This window comes from Cupriavidus sp. C1SS-2L (assembly GCF_057073735.1).
Window position 1 is genome coordinate 1,953,828 of sequence record NZ_CP172708.1, and the last position, 22,553, is coordinate 1,976,380.

Consider the following 22,553-nt stretch of genomic DNA (forward strand, 5'->3'; position numbering starts at 1 on the left):
GAGTTGACACGAGTTGACCAGCATCCAGACGGAGACACCCCATGCGCATCACCACACCGAAATTCACTACACTCACCACGCTGATCGGCGCCTTGGCAGGCTGCGTCGCCCTTGTTACTGCGACGGGCGCGGCGGCCGCGCAGAACTATCCGACCCGCCCGGTCACGATCATCGTCCCCGCGCCGGCCGGCGGCGGCATTGATCTGATTGCGCGCGTGGTCGGAGAAAAGCTTTCGGTGACGCTCGGCCAGCCCTTCATCGTCGAAAACCGGCCGGGGGCCTCCAATAACCTCGGCACCGCCGTGCTGGCCAACGCCAAGCCCGACGGGTATACGATCGGCATCGTCGGCGGCAGCCACAACATCAACAAGTTTCTGTTCAAGAACCTCGGCTGGGACCCTGAAAAGAGCTTTGAGCCGATCGTCTACACCCATGAGATTCCGCTGGTGTTCGCGGCGTATCCGAAGCTGCCGGTGAAGACGGTGCCCGAGCTTGTCACGTGGATGAAGGCGAATCCGGCCGAGGCCAAGGTGGCCACCTCGGGCCGCGGCAGCGCGCAGGAGATGGCGGCGGAAATGTTCCGCATGGTCAGCGGTGCGCCGGTGCTGCTGGTGCCGTACAAGGGCTCGTCCGCCGCCCACCCCGACCTGATTGCCGGCCGTACGGTCCTGTACATCGACACCCTCAGCGCCATCCAGGAGCAGGTCAAGTCGGGCAATGTGCGCGCGCTCGCGGTATCCACGCGCAAGCGCGCGAAGGCACTGCCCAATGTGCCAACAGCCGAAGAACAGGGCCTGAAAGGCTATGACGCCAGCACCAACGGCGGCTTCTTGGCCCCGGCCGGCACACCGAAGGACATCGTGGCAAAGCTCAACGCCGAGATCAACGCTGCGCTGAAGCTGCCGGAAGTCCGGGCCAAGCTAGAGACCGCGGGCATCGACATCCAGGGCGGCACGCCGCAAGACTATGCGGCGCTGATCAAATCGGACCTGGCCAAGTGGGGAAAGGTCGTCAAAGAAGCGAACATCCAGGCAGAGTAAGCGCCGCACGCTCTGCGAAGCATGCCCCTTGTGGCGGAATGGCCGGCAAACGCACTGCAGCAAGCCGGCCACGATTCGCGCTAATATTCGGCGATATCCGCATTCCTGCTACTTTTACGCCGAAGGTGCTCCCTCCGGCGCTTTTTTGATGAGCAATCTCAACCCCCAATCCGTACTTTCCGTTCACCACTGGACTGACACGCTGTTCAGCTTCACCTGCACGCGTGACCCGGGCTTCCGCTTCGAGAACGGCCAGTTCGCCATGGTCGGCCTCGAAGTCAATGGCCGCCCGCTGCTGCGTGCCTACAGCATTGCCAGCGCCAACTACGAAGAGACCCTGGAGTTCTTCAGCATCAAGGTGCCCGATGGCCCGCTGACCTCGCGCCTGCAGCACCTGCAGGAAGGCGACCAGATCTTCGTCGGCAAGAAGCCCACCGGTACGCTGCTGGTCGACAACCTGCTGCCGGGCAAGACCCTGTGGCTGCTCGCCACGGGTACCGGCCTGGCGCCGTTCCTGTCGATCATCCGCGACCCTGAAGTGTATGAACGCTACGACAAGATCGTGCTGACCCATACCTGCCGCTTTGTGGAAGAGCTGGCGTATCGCGAACTGATTTCGGAACACCTGCCGAAGCATGAATACCTCGGCGATCTGGTGCGCGAGAAGCTGGTGTATTTCCCGACCGTCACGCGCGAGGACTTCCACACTCGCGGCCGCATCACCGAGCTGATTGAAACCGGCGAGCTGTTCGACCGCCTGGATATGCCGGCCTTCTCGAAAGAAAATGACCGGATCATGCTGTGCGGCAGCCCGGACATGCTCAAGGAAGTCCGCGCGATGCTCGATGAGCGCGGCTTTATCGAAGGCAATATGAGCCATCCCGGGCACTTTGTGCTCGAAAAGGCGTTTGTCGGCTGAGTCGGCTGCTATCGGCTTTTCAAGAGGGGGGCGCGCTCCACCCTCCCCGCTTAGCCAAGCCTGATTTCTTCACGACGTCAGGCCTTTGGCACGCAACCTCTCGATCTCGTAAGAGCCTCGCGATTCCTTCCATACGATCTCGCGCTCACGAAGGCCGTCGATCGCATTCTGAACTGTCGCGGCGCTGACGAAGCAAGGCGTCGGGCGAGCCGATTAGTGGCATTTATCCTGGTCAGATAAGTTATTTGGCCAGGATAAATTGTGATAAATGCTCAATAAGCCACAAAGAGACATCCAATCGACCTCAGTGTCCCCTCGGAGTCGTACCTTCCGCCGCGTTGCGGTCCTTGGGACCACATGAAGCACTACTGAATCCGGCCGAATCCGTCGGCTGCCCAGCGCTCCGCACGCGTACGCGTCAGCTTGAAGTCGGGCGGCACCTTCACCGTGGCGATGACATCCCCGAAAGGATCCACGGCTGTCAGCGTGCCAAACGGCTCGAACTCATCCGGTGTGACCACCAGCCTGACCGTCAGGCTTCCCGATTCGGTCTCGATGCTGCACTGCTTGTTGAGTTGGGCATGCAACTGCTGCTCATGCCGGCGGATGACTTCCGATGCGGTCTTGACCAGCGTCTGATGGGCCGTCGCATCGAGCGGCTTCGGATCGACCTTGTTTCTCCCCATGGTCCAGGGGCCGACCAGCGCCGGTTCGGCGCTGCCGTCGCGGATCATCTCGACGGCCCAGCCATCGCCGTCCTCGTTCTTGATCACGCGGGCGGTCCAACCCTTGTCCCGCCAGAGTCGGGGCTCATGGATGGCAGAGGATTCTTGCTCTGAATGAGCGTCGTCGGTGTCGTGCATCAATCTTGTCGTACTAGTCTGCGCGTCAACCGCGCGCCCCTTTTTCAGCCGACTGGTCCGAACCAGTCAAACCAGTCGGAGGGGTAAAAATCAGGCGGAAACCGCCGGTGCTGCCACAGCTGCCTTGCGCGAGACCTTTTTCGCCGCTGCCGGCTTCTTCGCTGCGGGCTTCGCTGCTGCCTTGCGCGGAGCCTTCACGGCTGCCTTGGCAGGCGCGGCCTTCTTCGGGGCGGCCTTCTTGCCAGCGGTCTTGCTCGCCGTTGCCTTCTTGGCGCCAGCAGCCTTGGCCTTCTTCGCCGCGAGCTTTTCCTTGGCGGCTTGCTTCTCAAAACGCAGTGCAGACTTTGCGGCGTCTACAGCCTGGGCAATCTCACGCTTTGCCGCTTCGATTGCCTTCTTCGTGTCAGCGCGCAGCTTCAGCAGGCGCTTCTTCGCTGCCTGGGCTTCACGTGCCAGCACGCTGGCCTTCTTCGTCGGCGCAGCGATTTTCCGCGCGACAGGCTTCTTCTTTGCGACCGCGCTCTTTTCAGTCGTTGCCTTGGTTGTTGCGACCATATCGATCTCTACCCGTTAGTTGTGGAGCGCGGAGTATAGCTTGTGGATCGCTTTATCCATAGCGACCCCGCTTTCGCACGCATCGCAGGATGTCAACAGAAACAGGTTTCGCGGGTCATGTCCCGCCCTTTGCATCAGCCTCCAGCGCCGGTTCACCATCCTTCGTAGCAATCAATTCCTTCGGCGCCAGCGCGATCAGCGGCAGGATCAGCGCATAGACCACGGTGGTCGCGATCACACAATATGTGAATCCCTGCGCCGCGCCACTGTTGTAGATCCATGAGCCAAGCAGATCGCCGGCGCGCGCGGAAAGTGCGAACACACCGTCCACCAGCATCATCAGGGTTCCCTGCAACCCTGGCGGACAGGACCGCATTGCAAGATCGAGATACGCTGCAGTAGCGATGCCGCCCATCAGCCCGATCGGCGCCGCCAATACCAGCGCAAGGTTGGCGGAATGAATGAATGCGAGCGGAATCATCTGCGGCACCGCGACAATCGTTCCCCACCACAGCAGCTTGCTCAGCGAGACCTTCTTGCAGAGATAGCCATACAGTACGAACGTCGGGATGAACGCGAGGGCAAATATCCCGTTGTAGTACGAATAGACGGAATCCGATGCATGCAGCTCATTGGTCAGGTAGAACTGCAGAGGGGTGGCGGCTCCGGGCGCGAAATTCCACAGAAAACAGATGAGAACCGCCGGATAAACGGCCCGATGCCGAACCAGACGCCGGAGGTTTGCAAAAAAATCCTCGCCTCTGGCTTCCGGCTTCTCGTAGGCATGGCCGAAGACGGACTCTGGCTTCCAGAGCGCCAATACGGCAATCAATACATTGAACGTCGCCACCAGAAAGAAGGCCTGACTGACGGCGAGATGATCGGAGACATATCCGGAAGCGAACGCTCCCGCGACCACGGGAACGGAACTCACGACATTCAGCAGAGCGCTCAGGCGCCCCGACATGAGCTTCTCCTGGCCCACCAGGGCGACCAACCCCTGGTAGGCTGCGGCGACGAATCGGGACGACACCATTGCCAGCAGCATGCCGACCGCGAGGCCTTCATACGAAAAGCCTGCGAACGCCATCCCGATGCACGCCGCCGCCGTAACGGGAGCAAAGATCAGGAAGAAACCGCGGTCCCGCAATCCCAGCGGGTTCCAATGGTCGCGCGCCAGGCCGAACGCGAACGCCAGATAGACCGGTATGCCCGTCAGCAGCCGGAATGTCGATATCTGCGTCGCCGACGCATGCAACTGGTTCTTGAGCAGGTACGACGTCTGGATATCGATCAGGTATCCGGCCGGCGTTGCCAGATAGATGAACAGGGTCAGCCAACCGAAGTACAGCAAGGTTCGGTCACTGTCCTCGGAACCCGTTCCACCAGTAGCGGCCGCCATGTTGATCGCTCATCGGCAAGGCTGGATTTGGCTCGGCATCTGCCCGGCGCGCGGGCGGCTTCAGGAGCGCCGTTCAGGGCTCTCGAGCGAACTAAGTGTAGGTGAAGAAACTGGCGCCCACTAAATCGAGCGAACAGTAGATCGCTCTCTTACGATGTGCCATTCTGCCGACCTGTCTCTTTTGACATCACCACATTGGTGCAAACGGAAACGAACGGGAACAGGCTATCAAGCGCCATTGCCCATACTCCGCGACTTTTTGGTAGGCTGGATTCTGTAGGTACAACCCTCTGAATGCCGGAGTGAGCCCTCCTCTGCGCTGCTGGTTGTGGCCAAAGGATGAGTCATGCAAGAGTTGGCCTTTCGCACCCTGCTATATCGCTATTTCTTTTTCAACTGGCTGTTCAGGGACGTCAGCCGCGGCAACCTGGCCGAACGATCCATGGCCTGGCATTTCAACAAGGCGCATGCGCATTGGCTGCTCACATACATGCGGCGCTGGCTCTGGTGTGGCGTGATCCTGTCCGCTGCTGGTGGTGTCGTGGAACTGGGGCTTCGTGCGCCTGCGCTGTCGGCATTGTTCTATGTACCGGGCGTACTCAGCGTGCCGATCAATGTGGTCATCGGTGCGCTATGGGTCGGGCTCAAGATGCTGCCCGGTCCACTTGGGCGGCGGCAGGAATAGACATGCCCGGACCGGAGCGCGTGCAAGCGGGCGGCATGCTGCCCGCTACAATGGACGCCCTTCCATTCTCGCCACAGCAGGCACACCGCAATGTCAATGCACGCCGACCAGCAGTCCGAATATCTCGCCTTCGCCGGTCGCCTGGCCGATGCGGCAAGTGCCGTGACGCTTCCTTATTTTCGCGCCCCGATTAGCGTGGTCGACAAAGGTACCGCGCGCTTCGACCCCGTCACGGTGGCCGATCGGGAAGCGGAACTGGCAATGCGCGCACTGATTCGAAGCACGTATCCCGCCCACGGCATCCTTGGCGAAGAAGAGCAAAGGATTACCGGTACTGACCCGCACCATTGGGTACTCGATCCGATCGACGGCACGCGCGCCTTCATTACCGGGCTGCCGCTCTGGGGCACCCTGATTGCACTCAATGATGGACAGCGTCCCGTGCTCGGCGTGATGGACCAGCCCTTCACACGCGAGCGTTTTTCCGGTGACCGCGAGCGAGCCTGGCTCAATGGCAATCCGCTGCAGGTGCGCCCCTGCGCGGCGTTGTCGGAAGCCACGCTGCTCTGCACCACGCCGGACATGTTTGAATCCGGCGAACAATGGGATGCGTTCCAGCGCGTGGCACGCGCTGCGCGCATGCAGCGCTATGGCGGCGATTGCTACGGCTATTGCATGGTCGCCGCAGGCCAGGTCGACGCCGTGGTGGAAGCAGGCTTGCAGCCGTATGACGTGCAGGCCCTGATCCCCATCGTCGAGGGTGCCGGCGGCATCATGACAAGCTGGACCGGCGGCGATCCTCAGCATGGCGGGGCAGTCGTCGCTTGCGGCGATGCCCGTGTCCATGCAGAGATCCTCCGGCTACTGAATTCGCCGGGCTGATCGGACTACTCCTCCACATAGCCCTTGCGCAGTTTCTCAGCGACCAGCTTGTCCATTTCACGGCGGGCCCGACCGGGCTCGTCGAAGACCTTGACGCTCGACTGTCCGGCACTGCCGATGCGGCCGTAGGTGACGGAGAGTTCCGCCCCGCTCACGCTCGCGCGCCAGAATTTGCGCGACGTGCCTTGTTCGAAGCGCAGCATCCGCGCGAACTCTGCCTGGGCACCCGTGGCTGTTGCCTCAGCCGCAGGCGCCTCGCTCCGCACCGCAGCCGGCCTGGCAGACGGCACCGGCGTTTCCGCCACAACGTCCAGCGCACGATCCTCGCCGTCGGCCAGCATCGCCTCGATGCGGGCCAGCACGGCCTCCCGGTCATCAAGCCAGTCCTTGCCGGGGATATCCAGTACGCGCCAACCGAAAGCACGCAGGATGCCCGGGCGAAACACATAGCGTTCGGCAGTGTCCGCCACCGCCTCGGCTGGCGTGTCGAGCAGGATTGCCAGCGCATAACCCTGTCCCGACGGCTCGGCAATGGCCAGGTCGCAACGGAACTGCGAGCGACCCACGTTTACGTGAACCTGATGGCCGCGCGCACGCAACGCCTCGGCCAGCGCATCGCGGATGCTGTCGGGCGTCGCCGTACGCGTGAAGGCATCGCGCGCGCCGGGGTTCAGTGCACCGAGCACCGACTGCGCGCGCTCGAACTCGCCACGCGCGCTGGCCTGCGCGAACTGCAGGAATGCGCGCAGCGCGGCCGCGCCATCGTTATGCACGTTGGTAATCGCCTCGGCCTGGATGGTCGAGACCACCGCCATGCGGTGCCGCGCACGGCTGAAAATGACGTTCAGGCGCTTCTCGCCGCCACGCTGGTTGATCGGGCCGAAGTTCATCAGCATCTTGCCGTCTGGCCCCGGCGCGTAGCAGATACTCAGGATGATCACATCGCGCTCGTCGCCCTGCACGTTCTCCAGGTTCTTCACGAACAGCCCGTTGAACTGGTCGTCGTCCTCGCGCACGTATTCGCGTTCGAGGCGCATGGCGAAATCCGCGTCTTCGGCGGCCAAAGCCTCAAGCGCGGATTCGATGGCACCCTGCTGCGCCTCGGAAAACGCGACGATACCCAGGCTCAGGCCAGTCTCGCGACGGAGCATCTCGCGTACAGTCCGGGCGATGTAGACGGCCTCGGGCGCATTGCGTCGTTCCGCATAGACGCCGTCGGCGAGACGATGGAAGCTGACCGGGCGCGCCAGCAACGCGTCCGCGCCCGCGATGCCGGCATCCTCCAGATCCGAGCGCAGCGGCGGCGCCTCGTGCTCGGCCGCTTCCAGCACACGGTCGGGAATGGTGACGAGACGCCCGTCGTAAAACGCCGCATTGGAAAAGCTGATGAGCGACTCGTGACGGCTGCGGTAATGCCACGCCAGCAGCGTGGCGGGCAGGTTGCGCGCGGCCTGGTTCAGCAGGCTGTCCGAATCCAGGTTGATCGCGATGCGCTCGCCCTCCTCCTCCACGACGATCTCATCGTCGCCGTCCGCGCCGCCAGCCGTGAAGAAGTTCGTCGGCGGCAACTGCATCTCGTCGCCGACCACCACCACCTGGCGCGCCCGGCTCAGCGCGGGCACGGCCTCCTCGGTCGGAATCTGGCTCGCTTCATCGAAGATCACGACGTCGAACAGGTCCGACGACAGCGGCAGCGTGTCGGATACCGACAACGGGCTCATCAGCCAGATCGGCTTCAGGTCGTTGATGACGATGCCAGTCTCGTCGTCGGCAAGATCGCGGATCGAGCGGTGGCGCATGCTCTTGCCAAACTCATGTTCCAGTTCACGGCGGCCCGTGGCGTATTGCTTCTTGAACGCCTTGCCGTCGGCGTCCAGCATCGTCGCCGACAACGAGGAGGTGCGCACATGTTCAGCAAACTGCTGATGGCGATTGGCGCGCACGACCTGCGCATTCAGCGCGAGCAGTTCGCGCTGGCCCTGCGCCACGGCGCGCGCGGCCTGCGCCAGCGCAGCGCCGCCGAAGCGCGCGAGCAACGGGCTTTCGCGCGTCAGGCGACGCAACGCTTCGTCGGCCACCAACGCTTCCAGCTGGGCGGGCTCGTGATCGAGCCACTGCAACGTGGCAGCGCAGGCGGGATCGCTGGCATGCAAGGCGCGCAGCAGTGGCAACAGGTCGGGCAGCTCGTCGAGCGCTTCGCGCAGGTCGCGCAGCAGTTCGGCGATGTCGGCAAGACGTGCATCGCCGTCAAGCACCAGCCCGTCGCGAACACGCTGCGCGAGCTTTTCCAGCGCTTCGCGCGCACCGGCTTCGGCGCGCGCCGCCGCGATCGGATCGACGGCCTGGCGCAGATGCGCGACCAGTTCGCGCGGACCCGTGGTCGACTGCAGGCGCTGCTCGAGTTCGCCAAGCGCGCGCAGGAAAGCCTGCATCTCGCTCACGCCGTAGCGGCGGCGGCTGTCGGCGTCGGCCGCCGCCAGCGCCGTATGCGCGGCATGCTCGGCCGCCAGCGCTTCGAGCACCTTGCCGAAGCCCGGATGGATAGCGTGCTTGCCAAAATCGTAGCGTCGCTTCAGTTCGCCGCGCAGTCGCCACCACGCAGGCTGCAGCCAACGCGCGAACGACGGCTCCAGACGCCGCGCGAGCGCAAGCGCAGACTCGGTATCGCCGGGGCTCAGCTTGTCTTTCCAGTTCGCCGTTGCCGCTTGCGCATCGGCGAGTGCCTGCGTGCGCCGCTCCAGTTCCGCGCGAATCTCGCGCAACGCGGCCTGCGCCGGCGAGGCCGAATCCAGCAGGTTCAGGTGCGCGGCGAGTCCTGTATCGAGCAGCCACTGACTGTCGGCGGCATTCGCGCGCGCCTGCTCCAGCGCGGTGTCCTGGCCAGTCAGGCTGGCGGTGCTGTCCATCAACGGATCGAGCGCATCGAACAACCCCTCGGCGTCGCTGCAAAGCTGCTCCGCGCGACCATACGCGCGCTCATCGACGAGCAATCGCGGCGACAAGCGAGCGAACGGATGCGCCGCCAGGCTGTTCAGGCCAAAGCGCTCGCGCATGGCGCGATGCACGCGGTGCGCGAGATCACGCTGCCGGTCCCACGCAGCCAGCGCCGGAAGGCGCTCGCGCATGGCCGGCCCGGTATCCGGCACGGCGGGCAACGCGGCCACCCGGCGAAGCAGCGCCCGCACGCTGTCGCCCAGCGCCTCGGGCGCGGCAGCCATCGCCGACTCGAACGCATCGATGCGCTGCTGATGCGCACTCAGCGCATCCACCACCTGCGTGCGGCGCGCCGCCAGAGCATCGCCGTCGTGAGGTTGCGCGATCCACTGCTCATAGCACGCGCGCAAGTCGGCAATAAAGGCCTTCTTGTCGGCTTGCGAGTCGTGGATCAGGCAGCACAGCGAGTCTAGGCCGCTTTGCCTGAGCCGATGAAACACCACGTCGAGCGCGGCGCGCTTCTCGCAGACGAACAGCACGCGCTTGCCGCGTCCCGCGTAGTCGGCGATCAGGTTCGTGATGGTCTGCGACTTGCCCGTGCCCGGCGGCCCCTGGATGATGAAGCTGCGCGCGCTGCGAGCCAGCCCGACCGCCGCGTTCTGCGTGGCGTCGGCCGCCACCACATTCCACTGCTCGGACGGTGCGAGCGCCGCGGGAGCGTCCGTCTCCACGTCGCGCGGGTCGATCGAGAAGACGCGATCGAACGCCGGATTGGCGCCGGGCTCGTCGAGCAACTGCGCGTAGTCGCGCACCAGCGACATCTTGCGATAGTTGAAATTCGCCAGTGTCACCTGCGTCAGGTCCAGGTCCCAGGCATAACGGTGGCCCTCGGACTCCTCAAGCACGTAGCCCTGGCGCTCTTCGCTCTCCGCCGTGGCAGCGCCACTCATCTGCGGCTGGCGCGGGCCGGCACTCGGTGCTGCGCCCGCTTCGAATCGCTGTGGCAGCGCGCTCGGCCGCACCCAATGCTCGAACAGCGCGCGCCCCAGCGGCCGATAATCGTCCTGCGCATAGCTGTACGGCGGCAGCCAGCCACCGATGCGCGCGACAGCCGTGCCTGGCTTGCGGCGCTGGAACTGCTGCATGCGCTGCAATGCCTTCTGCCGCACGAGCCGCACCGCTGCCTTGTCGACGAGGCGCAACTCCACCGCAGGTTCCGATTGCCGAATCTGCGCGAGGATGCCGGCATGGATCTCTTCGAGCGAGGTCTTGCCGAGATCGACGGTCTCATCCAACTGGATGCCGTAAAGCTGGTTCAGGTAGTGGCGCAACACGGGGTTGAACTCGGCCTCGCCGCCCGCGCTCTGGATCACATACTGGTCTCGCACCCCCTTGCGCTTGACCAGTTCCACCGGCAGCCACAGCAGCGGCGTCACGATGCGCTCGTCCGGCGCCTCTTTCAGGTTGTGCCAGCGCAGGAACGCCACCACCAGCCGCAGGTTGCTGAAGCCGTATTCGGCGCGGTCGCGGCGGGTTTCGGCGATCAGGCGATCGAGCGATGCCGGCAGGTAGGGCTGGTCGTCAAAGCGCAGCCACTGCTGCAGCGACACCGGCTTGCCCGCTACCAGGTCGGCGGCGAACGGCCCGCCCCAGGTGCAGATGTGCTCGGGCCGCACGCTTTCGATCTGCAGCATCAGCGGCACGCTGGCCACGGTCAGGTTGACGCTGGCCGCGGTCGGACGGAAATGCAGCAGGCGGTTGCGCCGCGACAGGTCGAACAAGCGGTCGCGCAAGTGCGTGAGCACGGCGGCACGGCGCGGCGTGGCGCCGGCAGTGCCCGCCAGTGCGCGTTCCACATCCAGGGCCGCCGGCTGGTCGCGCCAGGTGCGCAGCCGGGTTGCCTGCGCGGCGACGATCGGATGCAGCCGTTCGTGCAGCAGGAACAGATTGCGCCGATGCGCCACGAAGCTGCGCAGGTCGTCCTCGTCGGTGAAGTCCAGGCCGCACGCCAGGCTCGCGAGCGCCATGCCGAGCAGAAAGACATCGCCGATTTCGTCGTGATGGCCGATCAGCTTTTCCCAGCTCGCGGGTCCGGGCAGGAAGACCGGGCGTTCGATGGGCGCCGCCAGATCCAGCTGCAGGGCCAGGTCGGCTTGGTCACGGTGCCCGCTATCGGCGTGGCCGAGCCGCAGCGCGCCGACGATGTTCAGGGCCGAGGTCGGATGGGGTTGCACGCGATGGATCGCACCAATGTCCATCGCCGGCATCTCGCCGTCTGGCCGGCGCAGGCGCAGCGCGCCTTCCTCGTCCACGAGGATGCTGTCCGGATCGAGCGCCGCTACCCTGCCCCGCGCGTGCAGCGCGGCGACCTGTGAGAACAGCGGCAATACGAGCACCAGCACGTCGTCGGTCGCCAGCGCCGCGCCCGCCTGTGCATCGATCAGGGCCCGTAGCGTACGCGGATCGTTGCCGCCGGTTGCTTCCGGAATCGTGTTCGTGGCGTGGATGGTGCTATCGGTGCTATCGGTCATGACTGGCCCTCCCTGGCCAGTTGGCGGTGGAGTTGGCGCTGGTATCGGTCCAGCTCGCGCTTGCCGAAGCCGCCATCGCGGCGCAGGTTGCCTTGCAGCGCTTCCAGGCTGCCAAGCGCTTGTGCCACGTGACCAGCGCGCAGAAGCGCTGCGTCCTGCTGGTCGGGGTCGGCAAGCGACAGGTCCATCATCAGCGCGTTGAGGTACCCGCGCACGCTGTCGTCAGCCACGTCCGGGCCCAGGCCCTCGGGGCCGATTGCCGGCTCGTCGTCGCGCCAGTCGGGGAACAACATTCGCAGCTGCGCAAGCACCGCATCGCTTCCCAGCGTCGTACCGGCAAGGAAGTGCGCGAGAAAGCCGCGCGTCAGCGCCTGCAGCCGGACCTGTCCCGGCAGGTCGAGCTTCTCCAGCGACAGTGGGCCATGCAGTCGGGATTCGATCCATGCATCGAGATTGCCCTCGCCCTCCCACCACAACGCCAGCGCGCGGGCGCGGATGAACGTTTCGGGATGGCTGTGGGCCGCGCTCGCGCCCGCCTCGCCGGATTCGATCTCGGCCGCCTGGCGCAGGTAGGCGGCCGCGTCCACGCTGCCCATGCCGGTCTGCACCTTCACCAGTGTCGACACGGCCGGGGCGACCGCCCCAGCTGCCACGGCGCCGCCACGATCCGCGAACAGCTCGGTGTGCAAGGCATAGCGTCGCCAGGTTTCCCGGTGGCTCGCGCTGGCAGCGGGCGCCGCCAGCGCGTCGTTCAGAATGCGGTCGGCCATGAGGAACTGGCCGTCGTCGCGCGACCACAGCAGGTAGTGCGCCAACTCATGGCCAAATACCGCGAGCAATTCCGGCGGTGCCAGCCGTTCCAGTAACGGCCCCTGCAGGACGATGTGGACCTCGCCGGGCACATAGAACAGCGATGCATTCATGTCCTGGCCCGGGGACTGGTACAGCGTCGCCGGTGCGTCGATGCCAAGCCGCGCCATCGCCTGCGCCAGCACCGCGTGTACATCGGCGTGGGCGTCCGCCTCGATGCGGTAGGTGTCGCGCAGCAGCATCGCGCGCAATGCCTCGCGGTGGTCGGCGCCGGTTGCGCGCGCGCTCGCCCAGCACCAGACCTCGGGCTCGTGCTGGCGCAGGTAATCGACCACCGTTGCGTGATAGGCCAGCGGCATCAGCGCGCCGCGATCCGGAGCGTGAGAGTCCATGCAGGTCGTTCCAGGGTTGCGTGGTCGCCGATTCTACAGGCCACGATTGGGGATGCGATGGCCAGCCGCGGCCTGCAGACCAGAGGGATTGCCTCGGCGCACCGTGTAAACTCGCGCACTGGCCAGACGCCAACCATTCCTGAATTGAGAAAAAAACATGACTCGACAACCACTTCGTACCCTCTGCCTGACACTCCTGCTCGCCGCAGCCACCACGCCGGCGCTGGCCGATGACCTGAAGAACGCGGTAGGCGGGGGCCTGGGCGGTGCCGCGGGCGCAGCCGTCGGTGGTGCGCTGGGCGGCAGCACGGGTGCCGTGATCGGCGGTGCGGTCGGTGGCGGCGCGGGCGGCGCGGTGACCTCGAACAAGAAGGAGCGCACCGGTGCCGTCGTCGGTGGCGCGCTGGGCGGCGGTGCGGGCGCAGCGGCCGGCAATGCGCTGGGCGGCCGAACCGGCGGCATCGTCGGTGCCGCGGCCGGTGGCGCAGCGGGTTCGGCGCTGGGCGGCAATGTGTCGCGCAACAACGATGCCGACGACCACGATCACGGCAATCGCGGCAAGCACAAGGGCCAGAAGAAGCATCGCCACGACGACTGAGCAACGCGACCGGGCACCACGGCGCTAGTGCCCGCCGCCAGCCACGGCATCAGAAGTTCCAGAACAGGAAGCGGTGATGCCGTGGCGGACGGGCCTTGCGAGGCGGCCGGCTCTCAGGGTTGAATCGCGCATCGGAATCGATCACTCGCCCCCGTAGCGCCATATCGTAGAACGCGCCCACCATCGGCAGGGCGCTGCGCGCGCCTTGGCCCCAGTAGTCGCCGAGCGTCACGCGTCCGTCGTCAAATCCCACCCACGCGCCGGCCACCAGTTGCGGATGCATCAGGATGAACCAGCCATCCGCGTTGTCCTGCGTCGTGCCGGTCTTGCCGGCCACGTCCGCGCGGATGCCGAAGCGCGTCCGGATCGCCGCACCGGTGCCGCGAACCACTGCGTCGTGCATCACATCGACGAGCGTTTGCGCCGCGCCGGCCGGCAAGGCCTGTTCGGGCGCCGCGCTGGCAAACTGAGCGAGTACCTTGCCGTCGTGGTCCTCGATACGAGTCACCATGCGCGGCTCTAGATAAACGCCGCGGTTCGCGATCGTGCTGTACGCCGAGACCATTTCCTTGAGCGTGACCGGACTTGTTCCGAGTGCGAGCGACGGTACCGCTTCCAATGCGCTGTCGCGCACGCCCATCGCACGCGCGAGCCGCGCGACCTTCTCGGGCCCCTCCTTCAGCATGAGCTGGGCGGTAACGCGGTTGCGCGAGTACACCAGCGCGTCGCGCAGCGACATCGGTTGGTCGGTCGGCGGTTCGGCGTCGGTAGGCCGCCAGGTCACCTGCCCGGCCGTTGGGATGGCAACGTTCCGGTCCCAAAGCGTGTCGCTCGGGCGTGCACCGTCCGCGAACGCCGCCCCGTAGACAAACGGCTTGAAGGTTGAACCCGGCTGGCGCCGGGCCTGCAGCACGTGATCGAACGGCGTGTCGCTGAAATCGCGGCTGCCCACCCATGCCTTGATATCGCCGCTACGCGGATCGATCGCGACAAAGCCTGCCTGCACCTGCGCCTTGCTGCGGCAAAGGGCGCGTACGAAGGCCGGGTTCGTCCCGAGCTTCCTGAGCACGGCCGGGTCCGATTCGCCAGCATCGCGTGCCGCGCGATACTCGGAGGTTTGGCGCATGAACGTCCGGAACGGCTCGTTGCCTGGCCTGCAACCCGTGTATTCGTTCCATGCCCCGTTCGCGACCCATTGCAACTGGTTTGCCTGCCAGGCCATGGCCTGCACCGCCATGGCCTGCAGGCGCGAGTCCAGGGTCGTGTGCACCACGAGACCGTCAGCGTAGAGGTTGTAGCCGTTGCGATCCGCCCACGCGCTCAGCCACCGGCGCAGCTGCGCGGAAAAATGCGGTGCCGCGCTTCGTGACGCGGTCTGCAACTGGAAATTGACATTGAGCGTTTGCCGGCTCAGCCACGAGTAGGCACTGGGCTTTAGCGTCCCATACTTGTTCATCTGCCCGAGCACCGTGTTCCGCCGCTGCAAGGCACGCTCGGGATTGAGCACGGGGTTGTAGGTGCTGTTGGCCTTCAGCATGCCGACGAGTGTCGCGCTTTCGAGTATGTCGAGTTGGCGGGCTGTCTTGCCAAAGTAGGTACGCGCCGCCATTTCCACGCCGTAGGCGTTGTACAGGAAGGGCACATTGTTCAGGTATGTCTCAAGGATCTGCGCCTTGCTGTATACCGTTTCGATCTTGAGCGCCGTGATCGCTTCCCTGAGTTTGCGCGCAAGCGTCGGTGCGCGGCCGATTTCGTCGGGATAAAGGTTGCGCGCCAGTTGCTGCGTGATGGTCGAACCGCCCTGTCGATCACCGGAGAACGTATGCAGCGCGGCTGACGCGATCCGCAACCAGTCGATGCCGTGGTGCTCGTAGAAGCGGCGGTCTTCGGTGGCGATCAATGCATCCACCATGTATGGCGAGATCTGCCCGAGCGGCACCCATTCGCGATTGACTGGCTTGAACTCGTCAATGACCTTGCCATCGGCCGACACGATCAGCGCGGGACGATCGATGCGCGCCTTGCGGATGTCGCCGATGCTCGGGGTGAAAGGCACAAGTGCGATCGCGTAAAGCAGGAACAGCGCCGGCACAGTGGCGAGGGCCAGGAGGATGCCGCGCCGCGTCGGATGCCGAAGGCGGCGCATCGCGCCCCCCAGCGCGCGACTGGCTAACGCGATGCCGGCTCTGGCCAGCGGGCGGATGTGGACGAGCCCCCGCGCGCAATACTCACGAAACAACGATACATAGCGGCGATTCACGGGGACGGGGCGCGTTGCGGAAAGAGCGCGATCGTACCAAAGGGACAGGACACGTCGTCTGCCCGATCAGGCTGGGGATGCACCGATTAACAGACGATTACAAATGTTTCGAATGCGCAAAGACCACAGTGCTTTTGGCTGAGACGCCTTGCACTGCCGTTTTGCCGCCAGATATTGAGTCAGCAATGTGACACCCACCGCGAACAATGACGCGAAATCTCGCACGGTCTTTCCAGAATCAGGAACAATCGCCGGGTGGTGCGTTGGCACGCGTCTGACCACTATGCGTGAACCGTTCTATTGATCTGGATCAGTTCCAATTGGTGGCCGACGACTATCGTGTGCACACGGGCTGCGCGAACCCGAGCAGCGGATCCGATCACCAATTTGACGAGCTTCCCAGGAGGGAACCATGGCCGACCCACTCGCCGTCTGGCATACCGACCATATCCATTTCGCCAGCCTGCTCAACCTGCTGGAACAGCAGGTCACTGCCTTTCACCGGGGAGAGGAGCCGAACTACGGCTTGATGGGCACGATCGTCTACTACATGCGGAACTACGGCGATCTGTTGCACCACCCGCGTGAGGATGTTGCCTATGCCCTGCTCGTCGAGCGCGATCCAGGCATGCAGATCATCCTCAGCCGGCTGCTGCAGGAGCATCGCGTGATTGCCACGGTGGGCGAAGAACTGCTCAACCGCCTGCGCGAAGCCGAAAGCGAGATCGTTACGTCGCGAGCCGCGTTGGAAGCTGCTGCAGCCATGTACCTTGTCTACTATCGCAACCACCTTTCGACCGAAGAAGGACTGGTTATGCCGCGTGCGGCTCAGTTATTGACCGAAGCGGATTGGGCAGAGATCGCAGCCGCCGATTCGGCCATTGCCGATCCGCTGTTTGGCGCCAGGGTGCAGGAGCGCTTCGCGACCTTGCGCAAACAGATCGACGGGGAAGCGAAGGCATATATGCACTGACATACATGCACTGCCCCTGGAGGTAGCAGAGGAGCGTCAATCCATCGGCCCGAATGGGCATCCGGCAACAATCCTGACTGGACCGGTCGACGAACGCGCAATGATGCGCGAACATTGCCGACAATAAACGCCCCAGATACAGGAGATGCCATGCCCCTCACGCGGTGGAAGCGCAATACCTCGCGCATCCTCGGATCGTCAGCCCTCGTCCTGGTTGCCGCCTCGGCAGCACCCTTTCCCGCTTTCGCGGCGGATACCGTCCACCACGACGCCTTCTACTGGCTTGGCGAGATCAACAAGGCATCGGCCGTCATCAACACCGACGAAGGCCTGCTGGACAAGTCACTGGCACCGAAAGTTGCCGGGGGCATTGCCACCGTGCTCGCGAACGGCGACAAGCCCGGCGGCAAACGCCCGTCGACCGTCATTACGTTCGAGCCGCTGATGATCCAGGCCGCAGGCCAGGAAGTCACGCTGCTGCACGCCGGCCGCTCCAGCCAGGACATGCTGGCCACGGTCCGCGCGGCGATGCTGCGCGAGAAGGTCCTGGCACTGGCCGACCAGCTCAACAAGACCTCCGCCACGATCGTCGGACTGGCCAGGCAGCATGCCGGCACCGTCGTGCCCAACTACACCAACGGCGTAGCCGCGCAGCCGAACAGCTACGGGCATTACCTGCTCGGCATTACCGCCGGGCTCGACCGCGATGCCGAGCGGCTGCGCGAAGCCTATCGCCGCATCGACCGCTCGCCGATGGGCACGACTGTGCTCAATGGCACCGGCTGGCCGCTGAACCGTACGCGGATGGCGAGCTACCTTGGTTTCTCCGCGCTCGTCGACAACGCTTATGACGCGTCGCAGATCAGCGCCGTGGACCTGCCGGTCGAGGTGGCGTCGATCGTAACCAGCATCGGCCTGCACGCCGGCAGCTTCATCGAAGATGTGATGACGCAGTATGCCCAGCCGCGTCCGTGGATTCTCCTGCGCGAAGGCGGCGGCAATACCTATGTATCGAGCGCGATGCCGCAGAAGCAAAACCCCGGACTGCTGAATTCCACGCGGGAGCGCGCGTCGACCGCACTGACGCTGGCGATGGGGCCGGTGATGCGGGCCCACAACCTGCCGCCGGGCATGTCGGACGCCAAGGATGCCGTCGTCAACGGCGAGATGGTCGATAGCGCGATCCGCGTACTGCAGGGCTGGGACAAGATCATGCAAGCGCTCGTCATCGATCCGAAGCGGGCATTGGAGGAGCTGGACAGCGACTGGACTGCATCGCAGGAACTGGCCGATGAACTGATGCGCAAGTACAAGCTGCCGTTCCGCGTCGGCCATCATTTCGCGTCGGAGCTGGTCGAGTACGCGAAGGCGCATGACATCCGCCCGAGCGCATTTCCCTACGCCGAGGCGCGGCGCATCTATGCCGAGTCGGTACGCAGCTACAGCAGCACCACGGATTTCCCGATGAGCGAGGCCGAATTCCGTGCGGCGCTGGATCCGGTGGCGATCGTCAACCACCGTGTCACGAGCGGCGGCCCTCAGCCCGCAGAGATGGCGCGCATGCTGAAAGAGGAGGACCAGAAAATCGCGCAACAGGAGGCCTGGATCAAGGCAACGCGCGGTTCTATCGATGCGTCATTGGCCAGGCTCGATCGGGACTTCAGCAAACTGTTGAAGTAAGGTGTGGCGGCCTCGGCAGTAAGGCCCTGGGCCGCCCTCTTCCCCGCTCATTTCCTTATGGCTCCTGCATCGTTACCCCGTGGCTGGCAAAGATGCGGGCCAGTTCGCCCTTGCGCCGCACCGCGTCGAGCGCGTTTTCCAGCGATTCAGCCAAGGCCTTGTCCCCAGCCTTGATGGCCATGCCGATGGCCCATCCGCGCGGCGGCAACAGCGGTGAACTGATGTCCGCCGTGGCGAAGCGCGTGGCCGACTGACCCGCGGCTTTCAGCGCGCTCTCGTACTGCGCGCGGGTCACCACGACTGCAGCGATCTCACCAGAAAAAAGCGCGCGCAAGGCGTCCTCGCCTTCGGGGTAGATCTTCACCTTGTCGCGCAAGGCGCCGCCGGCGCCCGACAGCAAGGCGCTGGCGCCGCCCGAACCGGCGGCGGCACCGGTAGGCTGGCCGGCCAGGTCTTCGAGGCCACGAACGTCCGGCACGCGCTGGCGGTCGCGCACCAGCACGAAAGTCTCGCGGTAGTACGGCGCAAAGATCAGGGCCTGTTCGTTGGCGCGCATGAAGGTGCGGTCGACCGGCACGTGCAGCATTACGTCCGCCGGCCCGTAGCCGAGGTAATGGCCGCGCCATACCATCGACCGCAGATCGTCGGACATGTCGTCGTCGGCATCGAAGGGCAACAGCGACACCTGCAATCCCAATTCGCTGGCCAGGGCCTTGGCCAGCGCGACATCGATGCCGGTGTACTGGCTGCCTGCCACCGCCGAGAACGGCGGCAAGCCCTTGTAGACCGCTACCTTCAGCGTGCCGTTCTGGCGGATCCGGGCCAGGTCTGCCAGCGCCGGCCGGGTGCCGAGCAGCGCGCCTGCGGCCAGCAAGGCGCCGCACAGCCGGCGCCGGGCACTGCTGGCCGGCGAGGCAGCAGGCGGACAATGCATCGGGGACATGGAGTCTCTCCTGAACGCGGAATACAACAAGGGTGAGAGGAAGATCTGGCGTGCCGAACGGGACCGCTTCACTCGTGCCGCGATTCCAGATAGGTCTTGATGGCCCACACCGCTTCCTGGCTCAGCACGCCATCGAACGGCGGCATGTAGACACGGCCGTCGCGAGTGCGGCCCTTGCGCACGGTGGTGGTGAAGTACTGCGAGATCTCGGTCATGCAGGCCTGTTTCTTCTTGGCATCGGCGAGAGACACGCAATCGCCGTCGAGCTTGCGCAGGTCAGGCGCGATGCCGCCGGACACCGCTTCCAGGCCGTGGCAGCGCGCGCAGTTCTGGTTGTAGGCCGAGCTGCCGATACGCTGGGCTTCCTGCTGTTCGTTGCCGGCGCGATAGGGGTTGTCCGGGCGCCATTCGTCGCCGAGCTGCGGCAAGGATTTGGTGTCGACGGCTTGCGGCGTAACATCGCCATGGGCCCAGACTGTCCCGGCCGGGACAGCGCTCAGCATGGCGCAGAGCGAAAACAAGGCAAGCAGGCGGCGCTGCGTTCTCATGAGTGTCTCCTACAGTTGTGGATGGGATTTTTGTTTGCCATCATTTCCGCAAGAGACATACCAGCGGGCCGGAACGGGCACTGCACGGCGTTGCAGCAGGCTTTCCGGGGCTTCGCGGCGGCGTGTGCGGCGCACCATCGCCCCAGCGGTGTCCCGGAATGCCACACTCTGGCAAGCGTTTTGCTTCATGGCGCCACACTGTCGACGGCCTGCCCGGCGACGGCGATGAAGGCCGGCAGCGACCCGCGCAAAAGATCGCGGGCGAATTCATAGGAGACCCAGACATGACCATCCCAGCGGAGCCCACTCGCCCTGCCATCTCCGGCGAGACGGGCGACGGGGCTGTCCAACCCGAGCGCGCCGAACTGATCGCGCAGGCCCACCAGCGTTCCGCCTCCTATGGCCTGCGCCCGTACGAGTCGCCGGACTTCTGCCCGGTGCTCCAAAGCGAGCTGAAGACGCGCATCGAACGCAGCCAGTCGCTGTTCACCTACGCGCTGCCGGTAATGGAAACGCTCTACGACCAGATCGTGAACACGCAGAGCATGGTGATCCTGACCGACGCCGACGGCCTGATCCTGCACTCGCTGGGCGACGACGATTTCCTCGCGCGGGCCGACAAGGTGGCGTTGCGTGCCGGTGCCGACTGGTCGGAGGAAAGCCGCGGCACCAACGCCATTGGCACCGCGCTGGCCGAGAACCGCGCCACTCTGGTCCACGGCGCGGACCACTTCCTGGAGGCCAACCAGTTTCTGACCTGCTCGTGCATGACCATCCTTGACGCCTATGGCAAGACGGTCGGGGCGCTCGATGTGACGGGCGACCAGCGTGGCTTTCACAAGCACACCATGGCGCTGGTGCGGATGTCGGCACAGATGATCGAAAACCAGCTGTTCGGCAGCGCGTTCCGCGACATGGTCTGCATCCACTTTCATTCGCGCGCGGAGTTCCTGGGCACGCTCGTGGAAGGTATCGTCTCTTTCACGCCCGGCGGGCGTTTCCTGTCGTCGAACCGCAGCGGACATTTCCAGCTGGGCCTGACCAACAAGGCGCTGCAGGCGCATACCTTCTCTTCGCTGTTCGGGATGCCGTTGTCCCTGTTCTTCGATGCCGTGCGCGGTGCGCCGGCTGGTATCGTGCAGTTGCAACTGCCCAGCGGCGTCAAGGTCAGCGCGCGCATGGAATGGAAAGCCAGTCCCGCCTCGATGGCCGGCGCGGGTGTGCCCGCGACCACGCCAGATGCCGTCGCGGCACCGCGGCGACTCTGCCCTGCCCCCGCCAAGCCCGAAGGGCTGGCTGACCTGGACACGGGCGACGCACAGGTCCGGACCGTGATCGGCAAGCTGCGCAAGGTCATCGGCAAGGACATCCCGGTGATGGTACTGGGTGAAACCGGCACGGGCAAGGAACTCATGGCACGCGCCATCCATGCCGACAGCCCGCGCCACGCGGGCCCCTTCATTGCGGTGAACTGCGCGTCGATCCCGGAGAACCTGATCGAATCGGAGCTGTTCGGTTACGAGGAAGGCGCCTTCACCGGCGCACGCAAGAAAGGCGGCATCGGCAAGATGCTGCTGGCCAACGGCGGCACGCTGTTCCTGGACGAGATCGGCGACATGCCGCTGCATCTTCAGGGACGCTTGCTGCGCGCGTTGCAAGAACGCGCTGTCCAGCCGCTGGGCAGCAGCAAGGTGATCCAGGTGGATGTGCTGGTGGTGTGCGCCACCAACCGAAACTTGCGCGAGATGGTCGCCAGCGCCCAGTTCCGCGAAGACCTGTACTACCGCCTGAACGGACTTGTGGTGCGGCTGCCAGCCCTGCGCGAGCGCAGCGATCTCGACGTGGTAGCGGGCAAGCTGCTGCGCCAGGATCAGAGCCAGGGCCATGCCAGCGGCGAGCCACCTCGCATCAGCGATGCCGTGATGGAACTGTTCCGGCGATATCACTGGCCCGGCAATATGCGCCAGCTCGGCAACCTGCTGCGCACGGCGCGGCTGATGGCGGAAGGCGAAGCCGAGATCACGGAAGACCACCTGCCCGACGACTTCCTGGACGACTTGCGCGAACGCCAGCAGCAGGCAGCAACGACGGCGGCCCAGGCGGCGCCGGTATCCGCGGTTTTGCCCGTCGGGCAGGGGGCCGCACAGCCCACGCGGCTCGCCGAGGTCGAAGCGCTTGCCATCGTCGCCGCGGTGAATGCGCACCACGGCAATATCTCGGCGGCGGCCAAGGCGCTGGGGATATCGCGCAACACGGTCTATCGAAAGATGGAAGAGGCGCGCGCGCTGTCGCAACCCCCAGGCTGATCCCGAACGGCACGAAACAGCAGTGTCCCATTTCTGAACAGGTGTCTCACGCTGAAGCAGTCGTGACACAGCAAGCACGCAACTGCGTGCTTGCGGTAAACGCTTACCGTATGGCCTGATGCGTCGCAGCATGTGTTGGCCGCCGCCGCGCGACTGAAAGGCATTGGCCACGTCGCCATCCCTCGCCAGCCATCTCTCCCCCCAGTCCGGCAGCGCACGCATGCCTCCGCGC

16 protein-coding genes are annotated in these 22,553 nt (G+C 64.9%); 8 read left to right on the forward strand and 8 right to left on the reverse strand.

Features of this window, described 5'->3' with window-relative positions; all coding sequences use genetic code 11:
* The first annotated feature begins 41 nt into the window (after positions 1–41).
* Both ACIGJG_RS09110 and ACIGJG_RS09115 read left to right on the forward strand, forming a co-directional pair.
* Positions 42–1,040, forward strand: a complete 999-nt coding sequence (locus tag ACIGJG_RS09110; protein ID WP_140950479.1) for a Bug family tripartite tricarboxylate transporter substrate binding protein — start codon at positions 42–44, stop codon at positions 1,038–1,040.
* A gap of 148 nt (positions 1,041–1,188) precedes the next feature.
* Positions 1,189–1,959 (forward strand): ferredoxin--NADP reductase, encoded by a 771-nt coding sequence (locus ACIGJG_RS09115; protein WP_011297927.1) that lies wholly within the window; start codon positions 1,189–1,191, stop codon positions 1,957–1,959.
* Positions 1,960–2,324: 365 nt separating this feature from the next.
* On the opposite strand, the gene ACIGJG_RS09120 is transcribed toward ACIGJG_RS09115, so the two are convergent.
* From ACIGJG_RS09120 to ACIGJG_RS09130, 3 genes are all read right to left on the reverse strand, one after another.
* Positions 2,325–2,822, reverse strand: coding sequence for a hypothetical protein (locus tag ACIGJG_RS09120; protein WP_011297928.1), 498 nt, complete (start codon positions 2,820–2,822; stop codon positions 2,325–2,327).
* A gap of 90 nt (positions 2,823–2,912) precedes the next feature.
* Positions 2,913–3,377 (reverse strand): fumarate hydratase, encoded by a 465-nt coding sequence (locus ACIGJG_RS09125; protein ID WP_140950478.1) that lies wholly within the window; start codon positions 3,375–3,377, stop codon positions 2,913–2,915.
* Positions 3,378–3,492: 115 nt separating this feature from the next.
* The gene (locus ACIGJG_RS09130) at positions 3,493–4,779 is read right to left on the reverse strand and encodes an MFS transporter (RefSeq protein ID WP_011297930.1); all 1,287 of its coding nucleotides are present in this window, start codon (positions 4,777–4,779) and stop codon (positions 3,493–3,495) included.
* Positions 4,780–5,125: 346 nt separating this feature from the next.
* Between ACIGJG_RS09130 and ACIGJG_RS09135 the strand changes: the two genes are divergently transcribed.
* The gene (locus tag ACIGJG_RS09135; RefSeq protein ID WP_011297931.1) at positions 5,126–5,464 is read left to right on the forward strand and encodes a hypothetical protein; all 339 of its coding nucleotides are present in this window, start codon (positions 5,126–5,128) and stop codon (positions 5,462–5,464) included.
* Between the two features lie 90 nt (positions 5,465–5,554).
* Positions 5,555–6,346 carry a histidinol-phosphatase gene (hisN, locus tag ACIGJG_RS09140; protein WP_011297932.1) on the forward strand — a complete coding sequence of 264 codons (792 nt, stop codon included), beginning with the start codon at positions 5,555–5,557 and terminating at the stop codon, positions 6,344–6,346.
* 5 nt (positions 6,347–6,351) lie between these two features.
* On the opposite strand, the gene ACIGJG_RS09145 is transcribed toward hisN, so the two are convergent.
* Positions 6,352–11,811 (reverse strand): AAA domain-containing protein, encoded by a 5,460-nt coding sequence (locus tag ACIGJG_RS09145; protein ID WP_483672249.1) that lies wholly within the window; start codon positions 11,809–11,811, stop codon positions 6,352–6,354.
* A complete protein-coding gene (locus ACIGJG_RS09150; protein WP_220630701.1) occupies positions 11,808–13,013 on the reverse strand; it encodes a M48 family metalloprotease in 1,206 nt (401 codons plus the stop codon). The genes ACIGJG_RS09145 and ACIGJG_RS09150 overlap by 4 nt, the downstream gene beginning before the upstream one ends.
* 157 nt (positions 13,014–13,170) lie before the next feature.
* Between ACIGJG_RS09150 and ACIGJG_RS09155 the strand changes: the two genes are divergently transcribed.
* Positions 13,171–13,611, forward strand: coding sequence for a hypothetical protein (locus tag ACIGJG_RS09155; protein WP_011297935.1), 441 nt, complete (start codon positions 13,171–13,173; stop codon positions 13,609–13,611).
* A 49-nt stretch (positions 13,612–13,660) separates the two neighbouring features.
* Here the strand turns inward: ACIGJG_RS09155 and ACIGJG_RS09160 are convergent, their stop codons facing one another.
* The gene (locus ACIGJG_RS09160; RefSeq protein WP_483672250.1) at positions 13,661–15,757 is read right to left on the reverse strand and encodes a penicillin-binding protein 1A; all 2,097 of its coding nucleotides are present in this window, start codon (positions 15,755–15,757) and stop codon (positions 13,661–13,663) included.
* 526 nt (positions 15,758–16,283) lie between these two features.
* On the opposite strand from ACIGJG_RS09160, the gene ACIGJG_RS09165 reads away from it, so the two are divergent.
* Together ACIGJG_RS09165 and ACIGJG_RS09170 are read left to right on the forward strand one after the other, a co-directional pair.
* A complete protein-coding gene (locus ACIGJG_RS09165; RefSeq protein ID WP_011297937.1) occupies positions 16,284–16,844 on the forward strand; it encodes a hemerythrin domain-containing protein in 561 nt (186 codons plus the stop codon).
* 150 nt (positions 16,845–16,994) lie between these two features.
* On the forward strand, positions 16,995–18,524 hold the full coding sequence (locus tag ACIGJG_RS09170) for an argininosuccinate lyase (RefSeq protein ID WP_011297938.1): 1,530 nt from the start codon (positions 16,995–16,997) through the stop codon (positions 18,522–18,524).
* A 55-nt stretch (positions 18,525–18,579) separates the two neighbouring features.
* Here ACIGJG_RS09170 and ACIGJG_RS09175 read toward each other — a convergent pair whose 3' ends face one another.
* Positions 18,580–19,467 carry a substrate-binding periplasmic protein gene (locus tag ACIGJG_RS09175; protein WP_011297939.1) on the reverse strand — a complete coding sequence of 296 codons (888 nt, stop codon included), beginning with the start codon at positions 19,465–19,467 and terminating at the stop codon, positions 18,580–18,582.
* A gap of 68 nt (positions 19,468–19,535) precedes the next feature.
* On the reverse strand, positions 19,536–20,015 hold the full coding sequence (gene pedF / locus ACIGJG_RS09180; RefSeq protein WP_011297940.1) for a cytochrome c-550 PedF: 480 nt from the start codon (positions 20,013–20,015) through the stop codon (positions 19,536–19,538).
* A 284-nt stretch (positions 20,016–20,299) separates the two neighbouring features.
* Between pedF and ACIGJG_RS09185 the strand changes: the two genes are divergently transcribed.
* Positions 20,300–22,321, forward strand: coding sequence for a sigma-54-dependent Fis family transcriptional regulator (locus tag ACIGJG_RS09185; protein ID WP_483672251.1), 2,022 nt, complete (start codon positions 20,300–20,302; stop codon positions 22,319–22,321).
* Positions 22,322–22,553 lie beyond the last annotated feature (232 nt).